Genomic DNA, 14,884 nt, shown 5'->3' with positions numbered 1-14,884 from the left:
AATTCCCCCCAATTTTTAAACATTCATATTAGGATCAATGGCATCTCGTAATCCATCTCCTAATACATTAAAAGCAAATACAGTTAACATGATGGCAATCCCAGGTACAATCGTTAGATGTGGAGATGACCACATAAAAGCTTGACCTTGCGAAATCATTGATCCCCATTCAGGGGTAGGTGGTTGTGCACCTAAGCCTAAATAGCTTAATGCAGCTGTTGAAAGAATAGCCGTAGCCATTCGCATTGTGGCAAAAACAATAATAGGCGCAAAACAATTTGGTAATATATGTTTAATCATAATACGAAGATCTGAAGCACCTACCGATTTCATGGCCATAATATATTCTTTTTCCTTTATCGATAAAACGGACCCTCGTACAATTCGTGCACAGGAAGGTATCGACCAAATACTTATAGCAATAGCTACATTTACTAAACTTGTACCGAGTACAGCAATAATGAGCATAGCAAGTAAAATTCCTGGGAATGAAAATAATAAATCGACAAATCTCATAATAATGCCATCTAATTTTTTGTAATATCCCCCAAGTAAACCTAGCGTAACGCCACCAAGAAGGCCGAGCACTACAGCTACAATCCCTACTAATAGAGAGATTTGGGAGCCATAGACAATTCGGCTCCAAACATCTCTTCCATAATTGTCTGTGCCTAACCAATGATCCTCACTAAATACAGGTAATTCACTAGCTGATAGGTCCTGCTTTACGGGGTCGTGGGTAGCAATAATAGGGGCCAACAACGCCATGGCGATTTGAAGAATGATAATGATTAACCCAAGAACCGCTAACTTATTTCGTAGCAACCTTTTTATAATTAACAACCACTCATTATCCTTTTTCGGTGTTACTGCTACTGGACTATTCGTTGCCTGAACAACCTCTGGCATCAGTTTTTCCTCCCTTCGTCATTACTGATATTTAATCCTTGGATCAATATATGTATAAACCACATCAACGACTAAATTCACAACAACAAAGAGTGTAGCTACTAAAAGAACAGAGCCTTGTACCATCGGAAAATCTCTAGCTGCTATGGCGTCAATCATTAGCCTACCTACACCATTAATCGCAAATACTTTTTCAGTGATAATGGTCCCTCCTAATAGTGAACCAAAGTTCACACCAATCACTGTCAAAACAGGAATCATCGCATTTTTTAATGTATGAATCCATATAACTTCGCGTTCCTTTACACCTTTTGCTCTTGCTGTTCTTACATAATCTGCCCTTACTACTTCAAGCATAGATGATCTCGTCATTCTAGCAATCATCGCAGCTGCCCCTGTCCCTAAAGTGATTGCAGGTAAGATTAATTCCTTTATCCCTTCAATGGTATACCATGGTGAAGATAACCCGCCGACCGGGAGTAGTTGTAAGTTAACGGAAAATATAAGGATAAGGACAGCACCCATCCAAAAGTTCGGTATAGAAATACCCGCAAGAGCAAAGGTTGTTGACCCTACATCTAGCCAAGAATTTTGTTTAAGAGCTGATATCAACCCTGTTAAAATACCAATAACAATGGCGACAATCATACTAGCAATTGCTAACTTTAGCGTATTTGGCAGTCTCACCCCAATCGCCTCAGCTACAGACTGTTGGTTTTGATAAGAATATCCTAAATCACCTTGTACAAGATCTACTACATAGCGACCATATTGTGTAAGAAAAGGGTCATCTAAACCAAGATTATCTCTTATCGCCTCCACATCTTCTTTTGATGCAGTTGGCCCTCCAATCATTGATGCCGGGTCACCAGGCGCCAAATACATGGATGAGAATACAAGAAAGGAAATACCAAATAGTAGAATCACAAGTTGAAAAAATCTTCTGAATATAAAACCGACCAATTTCACCCCTCCTTCGAAATCATTTGTTAATCATTTTCCTTTTTTTAATTACTAAATGTTTAAAATAATTTAAAAATGATTATAAAACATAAATATACAAAATTCTATATATTTTTTCATTTTTTTAAATTATTTTTTATTTCTATTTCCTTTTGTTTTCATTATTTTGACAAAAATGTTCATTATGTAACTTAAGTATAATTATTTATCATCTTTTAGTTATCGATGAGTAAAGCGTTTTCAAAAACAAAAGGTAATTTACCAATTTCTTGTCCAATACAAAAAAAGACCCGCCAGTGGCGAGTACCTGTTTTTTAAAACATATTAAGTTTAAGGGGGTATCATATTTCGTTAATCAGGAATCTAGCAAAGATAGGAGTTTTTCTTTTCAGAAAGACGGACAAATTGGTTGGTGCTGTTCAGCTATCTTTTCGGTTGTTCCGAAGTTGGACGTGTAACTTGGATTTACCTCCGCAATCTACCAGAATGTCTAATCAGAAGTTCCAATTGGCTTAATTGTTATTATCGCAGCTTGCATTCGATACAAATTATGCAATGCTACTACAATTTTAACCCGCGACGACTTTTAAATCTTCTCAGCAATATGTTACTTTCCACACGCGTAATGCCATCTAGGGCATATAGTTCTTCGTTAATAAACCGCTCAAGTGCATCAAAGTTATCTACTAACACATGGGTATGTAAAGTAGAGGGGCCGGTCATTTGGTAACAACTAGCGACACTTGCATTCTCCGCCAACGCCTCGGCTACTTTCACTAACGAACTCGGTTCACAATCAATCTCAAAAAATGCGGAAACTTCTTTCCCTGCCTTGCCACTATTAATCACAACTGTAAACTGTTCAATCACACCATCTTCAACAAGTTTAGACACTCTTTCCCTTACGGCTACTCGGGAAAGACCTAATTGTTTGCCAATATCAACATAAGACATTCTACCATTTTCGATTAATAAATCTAATATTTTCTTATCGACCTGATCCAAAAAAACACCACCTTCTCTTTTGACTATGTAAAAAATGAGATTAACCTGTATATTTAATTAACATATCAAACATAAATTATCAAATACTATTTACACTGTTGTCTCATTTAAAGATTTTTTTAAAGAAAACAACGTTACACAATTAGCAATATGAGAGACAATGATTCAATCTCTTATTATGCCACCTCCGACGGTAAACACGGAAATAATATATAGTGTACAGATTGCGTTTTGTTCCTTTCCTGTTTTCACTTCTAACCGAACTGCAAATCGCATTAGCTCAACACTCAATTCAGTTTTCGATCTGAAATGACCTGTGTTGGTTGAGATTTCCCGTTTCCCCACACTACTTATTCGATTTCTTATTTGTTATGTTCATATCGGCAATAACACCCACCACGTTGTTTATTTTTGACTCCTTAAAAACAAAAAAGAAAAACCGCTCTTCAAACAGAAGATGCGGTTCTTATTAACCTAATAATTTTTGGTAGATGGAGCGTGCTTGTGCCAGGTCTTTTGTTCCGTGAATAAGTGCCCGACCATCTTGGAAGATCACAACTCTTTCCGGTTTCAGATCAATTGACAAAAGGTAAGGATTCCCTTTCGTGTCATAGCCCGACACCTTCATTTGTTGAGATAGCCTTTGCAAGTCTAATTGCTGGGCAGTCGATGGCCTCACTTGCACGGTATCTCTTCCACAAAGTACAGTTGTCTTTGTTAAGTTTTCTTGTTGGAGAAACGGATAGGTCGGAGCCTCCCCACATGATAAGCAACCTGTATCCTTTATTTTAGCAACCTTTATATTCGAATATTGATTTCGCCACATGTCAAAGCTTGTAAAAGTCGTGCGAATGGCATCTAAGTCACCTACCAGTATCTTGAGTGCTTCAGCGGTTTGATGAGCGATAACCATTTGCACAGCAGGAGCTATAATTCCACCTGTATCACAGGTCATACCTTGAATAGGAATCTTCTTCAACAAGCAATACAGACAGGGTGTCACACCTGGAATTATGGTTAAACTCATTCCAAAGCTGCCGACACATGCGCCATAAATCCATGGAATGTGATGTTTTTGTGATATATCATTTAAGAGCATTCTCGTTTCAAAATTATCTGTCGCATCAAGAATTAAATCAACTTCACTCACGAGATCTTCTAACAAGGACGGCACAGCATCAGCTACTATCGCCACCACTTCAACTTCTGAATTAATCGCCATTAATCTCTTCTTAGCAGCAATAGCTTTAGGTAACTTTTCTTTTACATCCTCTTCCGTATAAAGCTGTTGTCTTTGGAGATTACTTGCCTCTACGTAGTCGCGGTCAATGATGGTTAACTTGCCTACACCCGAGCGAACTAACACTTCAGCATTGCCAGAACCAAGTGCCCCTGCCCCTATCATTAAGACATGCTTACGCCCAATGAGTAATTGCCCTTTTTCACCAATAGGAGAAAATAATAATTGCCTAGAGTATCTATCATTCATGACATTAGCCTCCACTAACTGGCGGAATAAAGGCAATCGTATCCCCTTCTTGAATCACATCATCATCTTCAGCAAACTCTTCGTTGATCGCTGTCATGACACTATCAATTGATGATAAACCATACGTATCATGTACTACTTGTTTTAACGCTAATACGCTCTTACCCTTCGCCTCTATTTGTAAACTTTCTGCACCAACTTCATCCTTTAAATGAGCAAAAAACAATACATTATTCATCTAGATGTTTCGCCTCCGGTTTCCCTTCAAGATAAGATACTTTTTCCAATTGGTCGCCAATCCATTCTTGCCCATCTTCCCAATGTTCTTTTTTCCAAATGGGTACGATTTCTTTAATACGTTCAATGGCATATCGGTTTGCTTCATAAGCATCAGCACGATGAGGTGTCGAGACAGCAATGACAACAGCAACGTCAGTTATATCTAATTTACCTACTCTATGCACAATTGCTACTTCGGCTCCTTGCCATCGCTCCCTAATTTCCGTGCCAATTTGCTCAAGCTTTTTTATAGCCATACTTTCATATGCCTCATATATTAAAAACAAAGTCTTCTTACCTTTAGTTAATTCTCTTACTGTTCCAATAAACGTCGTAATAGCTCCTGCGTTTCTTTGTACGACATGATCAATTACTTCTTGTATATTGATTGGCTCTTTAGAAATTCCAAACTTCATTTTAACACCTCTCATCTAAGTTCTATTTTATCAATTCTTACTAGAAATTTGTATTGCTTTCCTCCAATCACTCGGGTCATTCATGTTGAAGAAGCTTTGTTCAAAATTGACTAGACGATGCCGAGTCATATCTTCTTCTGTTACTTTTTTTACCTTTAACTGATTTAAGAAAATCTGTAGCTTCAAATCATTTGCCTCTAAACATTTCTCTACTATTTCCCTTACTCTCTTATGGTAGACAGCAAGAAGTGGATGAATTTGACCATTCACTTCAGGAATAACAGCTGAATAACCTTCGAGATGGCTTAAAAGCCATTCCATTGTTTCAGCCGCAACAAAGGGCATATCACAAGCAACGATAATATTTTTTATCATTTGTAGAATGATATAGGCCAGACTCAATTCCAGCTAACGGACCTTTATTAGGGTAGCGATCACTTACCTTTTTAACTGGGAGAAAATGATAATCTTCTGGTGTATTTGTTACAATAAGAATATCATTCGTTACGGATTGCAACTCCCTTACTAGGCGTTCGATTACTGTTTCTCCATTGACCGCTAACAAAGCTTTATTTTCCCCCATCCTACTCGACTTGCCACCTGCTAATATAATTCCGGTACTCTGCATACTACCACCTTTTTCACCATTCACGTTTATATATACCATTAAAGCGATTTTCCGACGGCTATGCAATGGATAAAACTGAAAGATAGACAAACGGGAAAATGTTTGTTAATTTAAACAATGTCCAAAACCTTTGACAAGAGAGGCAGGACTACGATTTGAAAAACCGGATAAAACCGCTAAGAATACAGCTGCGCTTAACACAAGAGGCATTAGCAAAGGAATGCAACGTTAGTAGGCAGACCATTAATTGTATTGAAAACGATAAATATGACCCAACTTTAACGCTCGCCTTCAAAATTGCAAGGTCATTACAGACAAATGTAGAAGAGGTTTTTAACTATGAGGAAAATTTCTAAAGATACGATAATTACCATGAAAGATTTTGTCGATGAAAAGCATGAGATCCTTCATCAACCAATAGAGGATTTAAGGTTACCGGCAACTGAGGAAGATTTAGCGGAGCTACAGGCGATGCTCGTATACTTACGAAATAGCCAGGATGAGAAATTAGCTAAGAAATACAAATTACGCCCTGGTACTGGCTTATCAGCCAATCAAATCGGTATTGCTAAACGAATGTTCGCTGCTAAATATGAAGATGAAAAAGGGCAATCATATGAATACCAATTGATTAACCCGAAGATTATCAGTCATTCAACAAATATTATTTGTATTCCAGAAGGAGAAGGCTGCTTATCCGTTAATCGTGAAGTGTTCGGCCAAGTGCCACGTTAAAAAATTAAAGTTAGAGCGTATAATGAAAAAGGTGAGGAAGTCACGCTCTCTTTTAAAGGATTTGCCTCTATTCTTATGCAACACGAGATTGATCATCTAAACGGTATTATGTTTTACGACAGAATTGATAAAAATCAACCAATTATAAATAAAATTTAACCATATTCACTATATTAAAATAGAGACCATATACATTTTTAAAATAATTGTTATAATGATGATAAAATGCATGTCTAATCTATCACTCCAGGGAGGAAACGTCAGATGACTATGAAAAAAGTCTTAACTATAGCTGGATCAGATTCTAGCGGCGGTGCGGGGATTCAAGCTGATTTGAAAACTTTTCAAGAGCTTGGTGTGTACGGAATGTCAGCACTTACTACTATTGTAACAATGGACCCTAAAAACGACTGGCATCATAATGTTTTTCCAATTGAAATTAGTACATTAGAGGCTCAAATTGAAACCATTCTTTCTGTTGGTATAGATGCAATGAAAACAGGTATGCTTGGTTCAGTGGAAATTATTGAAACAGCTGCCAAAACAATTAAAGAGAGTGGCGTTCCTGCCGTTATTGATCCAGTAATGGTATGTAAAGGCGAAGATGAAGTACTACATCCTGAAACAGCGGATGCCCTTCGTGAGGTACTCGTTCCTTTAGCTACCGTTGTGACTCCAAATCTTTTTGAAGCATCACAACTTGCACAAGTGAAACCGATCAAAACAATTGAAGAAATGAAAAAAGCGGCAGAAAAGATTCATGCACTCGGACCAAAATATGTCATCATTAAAGGTGGCAGTAAGCTACAATCTGAAAAAGCCGTCGACCTTTTATTTGATGGAGAAAATTTCACAATCTTGCAGGCTGAACTGATTAATACGCCTTACATCCATGGGGCAGGGTGCACTTTCTCAAGTGCCATCACTGCTGAACTGGCAAAGGGCAAATCGGTAACAGAAGCAATCGATGTAGCCAAAGATTTTATCACTGCAGCCATTACACATGGATTCAAACTAAATGATTATGTTGGACCAACAATGCACGGTGCTTACCGTACTTTTGGAGCGGATCGTACGAAGGTTGAACAATAATAACATTTTAAGGAGAATGTCTCTCGAGTGAGCATTCTCCTTTTTTCTTGATCCATTCTTCTAATCATCCTGCTTCCTGAGTCACTCATTATGCAAAACCACTTTATTTCTAGTAAAATAAAAGAATCAAATGGATAGCTTAACTCTCATTTTGACAAATTATATAGAAATGCTTTTCGAAAGGGGGAAATGAATTTGGATATCGTTATGAAAGAACAAGTACAGCTGGCTTTGGATGAACGTGCAAATAAGGACGTTTATATCCACCTTGAAACAACAAACGGTGCTTACGCTTCACACTTTGATGAGACTTTCTTTTCATCAGGTGCCTATATTCGTAATGCCAAATTAAAATACATTCATAGTAAAATCGCCGGAAACGGACCTTACCGAATCGGTTAAAAACTGACATCGGTTGGGTCTATGCGGAGGGCATTACCCATTATGAAATAGATGAACATGATCGCTTATTAATGGCTGGTCATGATTTTAAAGGTAAACTAGCGGTTTCTTTAGAAATTAGCGAAACACCCTTTGAATAAATAGCGGAAGGAGGAAGAGTGATGGAAAAAGAAAGACAAGTACTTGTTATTTTTCCTCATCCAGATGATGAGGCATTTGGCGTTTCTGGCACGATTGCCAAGCATATTCAAAATGGCACACCTGTAACTTACGCATGCTTAACACTGGGGGAAATGGGTAGAAATATGGGCGACCCCCTTTTGCGACAAGAGAATCATTGCCACATATTCGAAAGCAAGAGCTTCAAAATGCCGCTAAAGCGATGGGCATAACTGACTTGAGAATGCTTGGTTACCGCGATAAAACGGTTGAATTTGAACCAGAAGATAAACTAGCACATCATATGGGTGAAATCATAGAAGAATTAAACCCCTCTTGATCATTACATTCTACCCAGGTTATGCAGTGCATCCAGATCATGATGCAACAGGTGCGGCAGTTATTCATGCCGTTAAAAGCCTTCCAAAAGAAAAACGTCCAAAGGTATATTGCGTTGCTTTTTCTAACAATTGTGAGGAAGAAATCGGTGCGGCAGATGTTGTTCATGATGTAACAGAAGTTGCTGACATTAAATTGAATACATTAAAAGCCCATGTCTCACAAACACAGTTAATGATTAAGGAAATGGAAGAAAACCTTAAGAAACAGGACCCTGCTGTGATGGCTAGAATTAACCAAGAACGTTTTTGGACCTATCAATTTGATGAATAAATACTTAAAAAAACAGAACCTCCATTTACCATTGGAAGTTCTGTTTTTTATTGAAAGCTTATTTTGTTTGGTTTTCTTCAACTTTTTCTTCTAGCTGTTCGCCTTCTTTGGAGACATCTTCATCAGATACTTATTTCGTACCTTCAAGCATATTTTTCAAATTCGTTAATTGATAGCCATCTTCACGATGTACCATGTTCACTAAAAATTTACGTAGAAGCTTCATTTTAAATCCTGTTGTTTTAATATTGGCTTCTAAATCAACCTGTGTACCTTCATCCACTTCATCAAAACGATAATAGTATTCTGCGATTAAACCGTTGGAATTCGATCGAGTTGCAAATACCTTATTTGTTTCATATGCTAATACTTCGATTTCAGATGTGATATCGGAAGCACGAACTCTTCTTGTTTCTCTTAGTTTTGAACCCACAGCTAATGGCTCGTCATTGACCTTTTCTCTTTTTACTACAAGTGGCATGATCTCATGAATATTATCTATATCGACCATATAGGAAAAAACTTCTTCAACTGGTTTATGAATAATTACGGTTGTGCGAAAGTCAGACATTATGTTTTCTACAACTCCATTCGTTAACTATCTACATTCATTCTTACCATAAAGTTGGGGTTGCTGTCATCTTAGACGAATAGAAGATTAACTGCTGTTCGCTTATCGTTTTGCTACTTATTTGATTTTTAATCGATATAAACAATCATCCTGTTCTGCCGGATTGCCGCGGCCATCTGTATTATTACTGATAAAATACAGATGATTGCCATCGACATAAACATCTCTTACTCTACCTACGTCACTTACTAAAGTAGACATTTCATTTGTCTCTAAATTTAACTGCATGACTGCGGTACCTCTTAAACTTGCTATATAAAGATTATTATCTGCATAAGCAATACCTGATGGTGCCCAGGTTGTGTCATCTCCTGAGGTGACGAGTGGGGCAATCATCCCTTCTTTTTCCTCTGTGCCCGTAATTTCAGGCCAACCATAATTCCCATTTGCGGTTATTTTATTAATTTCATCATTTGCTGTTGGACCATGTTCACTTGCGTACATGTCTCCTTCATCTGTCCATGCCAATCCTTGAGGATTACGATGACCATAGCTATAAAGATAAGATTCTTTTGAAGGATTATCTTCTGGAATACTACCATCTTTATCCATCCTTAAGATCTTCCCTGCTAACGAATTTTGATCTTGTGCAAGTTCAGGTTCTGTCGCATCTCCTGTAGTGACATATAATTTATCATCTGGACCAATCGCTAGTCTTCCCCCATGATGAAAAGCACCACTCGGAATTTCATCCAAAAGCAAATCCGTTTCCACCCACACTTGTTTTTGATCATCTAATGATAATGTGACAACACGATTAAGCGGTTGACCATCGAGCTCATATGTATAATAAGCAATTCCTTTTGTACCATCATCAATTAATACAAACCCAAGTAATCCTGCTTCTTGTGCCGTTGATAATGATTTCTCTAATTCTACTGGTTGACGAGTTAATTCTCCCCCTTCAATTTTAGCAATTGTCCCTTTTCTTTCCGACAAATAGAATACGTCATCGCGCTTATTAATTGACCAAGGGATATCAAGATCTTCTGCCACCACTTCTAACTTTTGCTGATTCGAAACATCTACCGATTCTGGTTCTTCATCCATTTCATTGTTAGAATTACAACCCATAAGAATAAGTAGGAAACTTGCAACAAATAAAATAGTCAGTTTCTTCACTAAATCTACATCCTTTCTTTTTTTAAAAATCTTGTTATATTAAAGTAATAATTTTCAGAATGATATGATAAAATTCTATCAAAAGGGGGAATGATAGATGAAAATAATTGTTAGCTTTTTTAATCGTCTAATGCAAAGATACTTACCAGACCCATTTCTATTTGTTATCATTTTAACATTTTTAGTGTTTGCACTTGGACTCATATTTACTGATAGTGGTCCATATCAAATGGTCCAATTCTGGGGTGAAGGATTCTGGGGATTATTATCTTTTGCTATGCAAATGGTACTAGTGTTAATTACCGGTCATGTATTAGCAAGCAGTGCTATATTCAAAGCTGGACTGAGTGCCTTAGCTTCAAAAGCAAAAACACCTGGGCAAGCTGTTATTATTGTAACAATCATATCTTTACTTGCCAGTTGGATTAACTGGGGGTTTGGATTAGTCATTGGTGCCTTATTTGCAAAAGAGTTAGCGCGCCATGTAAAAGGAGTCGATTATCGTCTATTAATTGCAAGCGCTTACTCAGGCTTTGTTATTTGGCATGGTGGTATTTCAGGATCAACACCGCTAACCATTGCCACTCCAGGTCATTTTTCCGAAGATTTGATTGGGATTATTCCAACAAGCGAAACCATCTTTTCATCATTTAACTTGATTATCACTATCGCACTTTTTATTGTTTTACCTATTATCAATCGATTCATGCTTCCAGCTAAAGATGATACTGTTACGGTTGATCCAGCGTTATTAAAAGAAGATTTACCTGCAGCGACATTAGAAAGAGATTCCATGACACCAGCAGAGAAATTAGAGAATAGCCAAATACTCTCGTTACTTATTGGCGTGATGGGATTAATCTTCTTATTTTATTATTTTGTTACTAATGGTTTTGCCCTAAATTTAGATATTGTAAACTTTCTTTTTCTATTTCTTGGTATTCTCTTTCATCGTACCCCTCGTCACTTCTTGCAGGCAGTTACGAATGCTGTTAAAGGTGGCAGTGGCATTATTATTCAATTTCCGTTCTATGCAGGAATTATTGGTATGATGACAGCTTCAGGCCTAGCGGCTGTTATATCCAATGGATTTGTTTCTATTGCTAATGAACATACTTTACCATTATTTACTTTCCTGAGTGCAGGTCTTGTCAATATTTTTGTACCATCTGGTGGGGGTCAATGGGCTGTGCAAGCTCCTGTTATGTTAGATGCAGCGATCGCATTAGATGTTTCCATCCCTAAAATCGCAATGGCGGTAGCATGGGGAGATGCTTGGACGAACTTAATACAGCCTTTTTGGGCTTTACCCGCTCTTGCCATCGCAGGTCTAAAAGCAAAAGATATTATGGGCTTTTGTGTACTTACATTAATTGCTAGTGGAATCATTATTTCGTTAGGTTTCTTACTATTATAAACAAACAAATTTACGAAAAGTATGAGGATTTATGCACCAGTCTGAAGCAATTCGTGATGTAAATCGCTTCAGACTGTGTGATAATTAGATTGGTTAATCGCCATAGTAACATTATCATTTGTCTAAAGTCTATTTTCAACTATTGGTGCATACCCTTTTACGCTCAACATCACCTCTTTTTGCTGCCACTTCCATCTACATCACTTCTGCACGCTTATCCTATCCTCTGCTTATCCTCACCTATAGGGATATTTATTAGACCAAAGGATATGTTTAACAACTCATCTACCGTTTCTTACATCTAGTTCTCCAATAAGTGAAGAGAAAAGCCCCCATAATTTCGACCAGTTATTGTGTTGAGCAACATCGAATAAGTTTTTTATTTTTACCATTGTATCTAACGTAACGTGAGGTTTTATAATACTACATAAGGAGGGCCTCTTATGACAAATGATTATTACCGTATTGGAGAGTTTGCTAAGAAAACAAATACGACCATTCGTACATTGCATTATTATGATGAGATTGGCTTATTAAAGCCCGCACGCACTAGCAAAACAGGTGATAGATATTATTCTACAAACGAAATATTAACAGTTCAAAAGATTGTTACTTTAAAATACTTGGGTTATCCATTAAATAAAATACAGAAACTTCTCAACAACAATGAGTGGGATCTGCGACAATCTCTTTCGTTTCAACGAGAAGAGCTCGTTATCAAAAGACAGCAAATAAATCATATGATTAAAACATTAGACCATGCTCTTTCTATTTTAGAAGAAAATCAAACAGTTGATCCCAATATTTTCATTATGCTTATTAACTCCATTCAAATGGAGGCGGAGCATAAAGAATGGATGAGGAATTTTATCCCTGAGCATATGATTCAAGATATCTACAATATTTCTGATGAAAAACAACAACAACTAAACAAACGAGTCGCTAAAGAATTTGCAAACATAAAAAAGTTGGTGGGCACTGATCATAATGATGAGCATGTCCAAACAGTGGTTGCAGCCATTTGGGATATCCTCTATGACCTTTATCCCAATATAGAGGAAATCATTCTCCGCATAACAGAAGTAAATGACGATATTGATCGCCATCTTGCCGAAGCTCCTGTTCTTTTCCCCTCTCCATTTACAGTGGAAGAAGAAGAATGGCTTGCTCAAGCTATCTCCATTTATCTAGAAAAGAAAGGAATGGAAAAAATTGAAGACAAAAAAGAAAACGACTAGTCTGTGGTCATTATTAAAAGGCGCAAATGTACCAAAGTGGATCATAATTGTTGCTTTGCTACTCAGCCTACTTGAAACCGCAGCAGGATTGGTCGTTCCGTTATTCACAGCTAATATGGTCGACCAGTTAGCTACATCTCGCCTTGAACTTTCGCTCATTGCATTATTAGGAGGCGCGTTCATTATCCAAACAATTGCCTCAGGTTTCTCCTTTTATTTAATGACTTATATTGGAGAGAGAATGGTTGCTTCTTTACGAAGGAAACTATGGGAACATTCCATCCATCTCCCAATTCCTTTCTTTGATAAGCATCAATCAGGAGAAACAATGAGCCGCATCACACAAGATACAAATATAGTAAAAACGTTGATTACCCAACATATTATTACTTTTATAACGGGAATGATTTCAATCATTGGGGCAATTATTATTCTACTAATGATTGACTGGCGAATGACACTCATCATGCTTATTGCTGTTCCATTAGCCGTTCTTATAATTATGCCGCTCGGGCAAAAAATATATAAAGTCTCTTTATCTACCCAAGATCAAATGGCTGACTTTACAAGTAATCTTGGTCGGGTCTTATCAGATATTCGACTTGTGAAGGCTTATCAAGCTGAAAAAACGGAGATTGAAAAAGGGAATAAAAACATTCAGCGCTTATTCCAATTTGGTTTAAAGGAAGCAAAAATCCAGGCTGTCGTCTCACCATTTATGACCTTTATTATGATGTTTGTTCTTGTTGTCCTAATTGGATACGGCGGTGTACGAGTCGCTTCAGGGGAATTATCTGCAGGTTCATTGGTAGCTATTATTATTTATATGTTCCAGATTGTTGTTCCATTTACCCAAATGGCTTCCTTCTTTACTGCTTATCAAAAAGCAATGGGTGCAACAGAAAGAATTCAGGATATGTTAAATACACCTACTGAGAATATGAATGAAGGAACAAAAGGGATAATTCATCCAGAGGAGATTTCTTTTAACCAACTCAATTCTCATATAAAGATGACCAGATCATTAAAGATATCAATTTACACATTCCAGCTGGAAAAACGACGGCATTTGTCGGTCCAAGTGGTAGCGGTAAAACAACCTTATTCGCTCTGCTCGAACGCTTTTATGAACCTAATGGTGGCCTTATTCTATTAAATGGTCATCCTGCAGACAAGTATGCTCTTGAAAATTGGCGGGAACAAATTGGTTATGTTTCTCAGGAGAGCCCGCTGATGTCTGGCACGATTCGAGAAAACTAACATATGGCACGAAAAGAGAAATTAGTGAAGAGGAATTACGGCAAGCAACTATACAAGCTCATGCAGCAGAGTTTATAGAGAGATTGCCAAATGGGTTAAACACTGATGTAGGCGAAAGAGGAATTAAACTCTCTGGTGGACAACGCCAACGCATTGCCATTGCTAGGGCCATTATTCGTGATCCAAAAATTCTTTTATTAGATGAAGCCACATCGAATCTTGATAGTTCATCCGAACAACTCGTACAATCAGCTCTCCAAAATTTAATGAAAGGCCGAACAACACTCGTCATTGCACACAGACTATCAACTATCATTGATGCCGACCAAATTATTGTTCTCGAAAATGGAAAAATCACAGGAAAAGGGACACACGCTGAATTGCTGCAATCACACCCTTTATACGTACAACTCGCTACAAAGCAATTAAATATCAGTCAAACGTAAGCTGAGAGAGAGGCATACCTC

Annotated in this window: 14 protein-coding genes and 4 pseudogenes; 8 read left to right on the top strand and 10 right to left on the bottom strand. The window is 37.5% G+C overall.

The window, feature by feature from the left end:
* Positions 1-15: 15 nt before the first annotated feature.
* From MKX29_RS10175 to mobA (MKX29_RS10140), 8 genes are all read right to left on the bottom strand, one after another.
* On the bottom strand, positions 16-909 hold the full coding sequence (locus MKX29_RS10175) for an ABC transporter permease (protein WP_289434930.1): 894 nt from the start codon (positions 907-909) through the stop codon (positions 16-18).
* Between the two features lie 21 nt (positions 910-930).
* Positions 931-1,872 carry a nickel ABC transporter permease gene (gene nikB / locus MKX29_RS10170; protein ID WP_224936846.1) on the bottom strand — a complete coding sequence of 314 codons (942 nt, stop codon included), beginning with the start codon at positions 1,870-1,872 and terminating at the stop codon, positions 931-933.
* 561 nt (positions 1,873-2,433) lie between these two features.
* Positions 2,434-2,877 carry an Lrp/AsnC family transcriptional regulator gene (locus MKX29_RS10165; protein ID WP_224936847.1) on the bottom strand — a complete coding sequence of 148 codons (444 nt, stop codon included), beginning with the start codon at positions 2,875-2,877 and terminating at the stop codon, positions 2,434-2,436.
* Between the two features lie 469 nt (positions 2,878-3,346).
* Positions 3,347-4,366 (bottom strand): thiazole biosynthesis adenylyltransferase ThiF, encoded by a 1,020-nt coding sequence (locus tag MKX29_RS10160; RefSeq protein ID WP_341105343.1) that lies wholly within the window; start codon positions 4,364-4,366, stop codon positions 3,347-3,349.
* 4 nt (positions 4,367-4,370) lie between these two features.
* Positions 4,371-4,604 (bottom strand): molybdopterin converting factor subunit 1, encoded by a 234-nt coding sequence (gene moaD, locus MKX29_RS10155; protein WP_224936849.1) that lies wholly within the window; start codon positions 4,602-4,604, stop codon positions 4,371-4,373.
* Positions 4,597-5,061, bottom strand: coding sequence for a molybdenum cofactor biosynthesis protein MoaE (locus MKX29_RS10150; RefSeq protein WP_341105341.1), 465 nt, complete (start codon positions 5,059-5,061; stop codon positions 4,597-4,599). The genes moaD and MKX29_RS10150 overlap by 8 nt, the downstream gene beginning before the upstream one ends.
* Positions 5,062-5,091: 30 nt before the next feature.
* Positions 5,092-5,436, bottom strand: coding sequence for a molybdenum cofactor guanylyltransferase (gene mobA, locus MKX29_RS10145; protein WP_341105339.1), 345 nt, complete (start codon positions 5,434-5,436; stop codon positions 5,092-5,094).
* Positions 5,408-5,728 (bottom strand): molybdenum cofactor guanylyltransferase, encoded by a 321-nt coding sequence (gene mobA, locus MKX29_RS10140; protein ID WP_341105336.1) that lies wholly within the window; start codon positions 5,726-5,728, stop codon positions 5,408-5,410. The genes mobA (MKX29_RS10145) and mobA (MKX29_RS10140) overlap by 29 nt, the downstream gene beginning before the upstream one ends.
* Positions 5,729-5,844: 116 nt before the next feature.
* On the opposite strand from mobA (MKX29_RS10140), the gene MKX29_RS10135 reads away from it, so the two are divergent.
* From MKX29_RS10135 to bshB2, 5 genes and pseudogenes are all read left to right on the top strand, one after another.
* Positions 5,845-6,045 (top strand): helix-turn-helix transcriptional regulator, encoded by a 201-nt coding sequence (locus MKX29_RS10135; protein WP_251162373.1) that lies wholly within the window; start codon positions 5,845-5,847, stop codon positions 6,043-6,045.
* A pseudogene (def, locus tag MKX29_RS10130) lies at positions 6,029-6,583 on the top strand (peptide deformylase). The gene MKX29_RS10135 and the pseudogene def overlap by 17 nt, the downstream one beginning before the upstream one ends.
* 105 nt (positions 6,584-6,688) lie before the next feature.
* Positions 6,689-7,516 carry a pyridoxine/pyridoxal/pyridoxamine kinase gene (gene pdxK, locus MKX29_RS10125; RefSeq protein WP_341105334.1) on the top strand — a complete coding sequence of 276 codons (828 nt, stop codon included), beginning with the start codon at positions 6,689-6,691 and terminating at the stop codon, positions 7,514-7,516.
* A gap of 195 nt (positions 7,517-7,711) precedes the next feature.
* A pseudogene (locus tag MKX29_RS10120) lies at positions 7,712-8,058 on the top strand (YojF family protein).
* Between the two features lie 21 nt (positions 8,059-8,079).
* Positions 8,080-8,749: pseudogene (gene bshB2, locus MKX29_RS10115) on the top strand (bacillithiol biosynthesis deacetylase BshB2).
* A gap of 130 nt (positions 8,750-8,879) precedes the next feature.
* Here the strand turns inward: bshB2 and MKX29_RS10110 are convergent.
* A complete protein-coding gene (locus MKX29_RS10110) occupies positions 8,880-9,320 on the bottom strand; it encodes an SRPBCC family protein (RefSeq protein ID WP_341105332.1) in 441 nt (146 codons plus the stop codon).
* A 117-nt stretch (positions 9,321-9,437) separates the two neighbouring features.
* Positions 9,438-10,502 (bottom strand): PQQ-dependent sugar dehydrogenase, encoded by a 1,065-nt coding sequence (locus tag MKX29_RS10105; RefSeq protein WP_341105330.1) that lies wholly within the window; start codon positions 10,500-10,502, stop codon positions 9,438-9,440.
* Positions 10,503-10,599: 97 nt separating this feature from the next.
* On the opposite strand from MKX29_RS10105, the gene MKX29_RS10100 reads away from it, so the two are divergent.
* From MKX29_RS10100 to MKX29_RS10090, 3 genes and pseudogenes are all read left to right on the top strand, one after another.
* Positions 10,600-11,919, top strand: a complete 1,320-nt coding sequence (locus tag MKX29_RS10100) for a short-chain fatty acid transporter (RefSeq protein ID WP_224936856.1) — start codon at positions 10,600-10,602, stop codon at positions 11,917-11,919.
* A 443-nt stretch (positions 11,920-12,362) separates the two neighbouring features.
* Positions 12,363-13,157, top strand: coding sequence for a MerR family transcriptional regulator (locus MKX29_RS10095; protein ID WP_289434941.1), 795 nt, complete (start codon positions 12,363-12,365; stop codon positions 13,155-13,157).
* A pseudogene (locus MKX29_RS10090) lies at positions 13,132-14,863 on the top strand (ABC transporter ATP-binding protein). Before MKX29_RS10095 ends, MKX29_RS10090 begins: the two are co-directional and overlap by 26 nt.
* Positions 14,864-14,884: the final 21 nt, after the last annotated feature.

It is taken from the genome of Cytobacillus sp. FSL R7-0696, from assembly GCF_038006865.1.
In the GTDB taxonomy this organism is placed as follows: domain Bacteria; phylum Bacillota; class Bacilli; order Bacillales; family Cytobacillaceae; genus Cytobacillus; species Cytobacillus kochii.
Note: the sequence above shows the minus strand (reverse complement) of the source record. Positions and strands in the feature narration are given on the sequence as shown.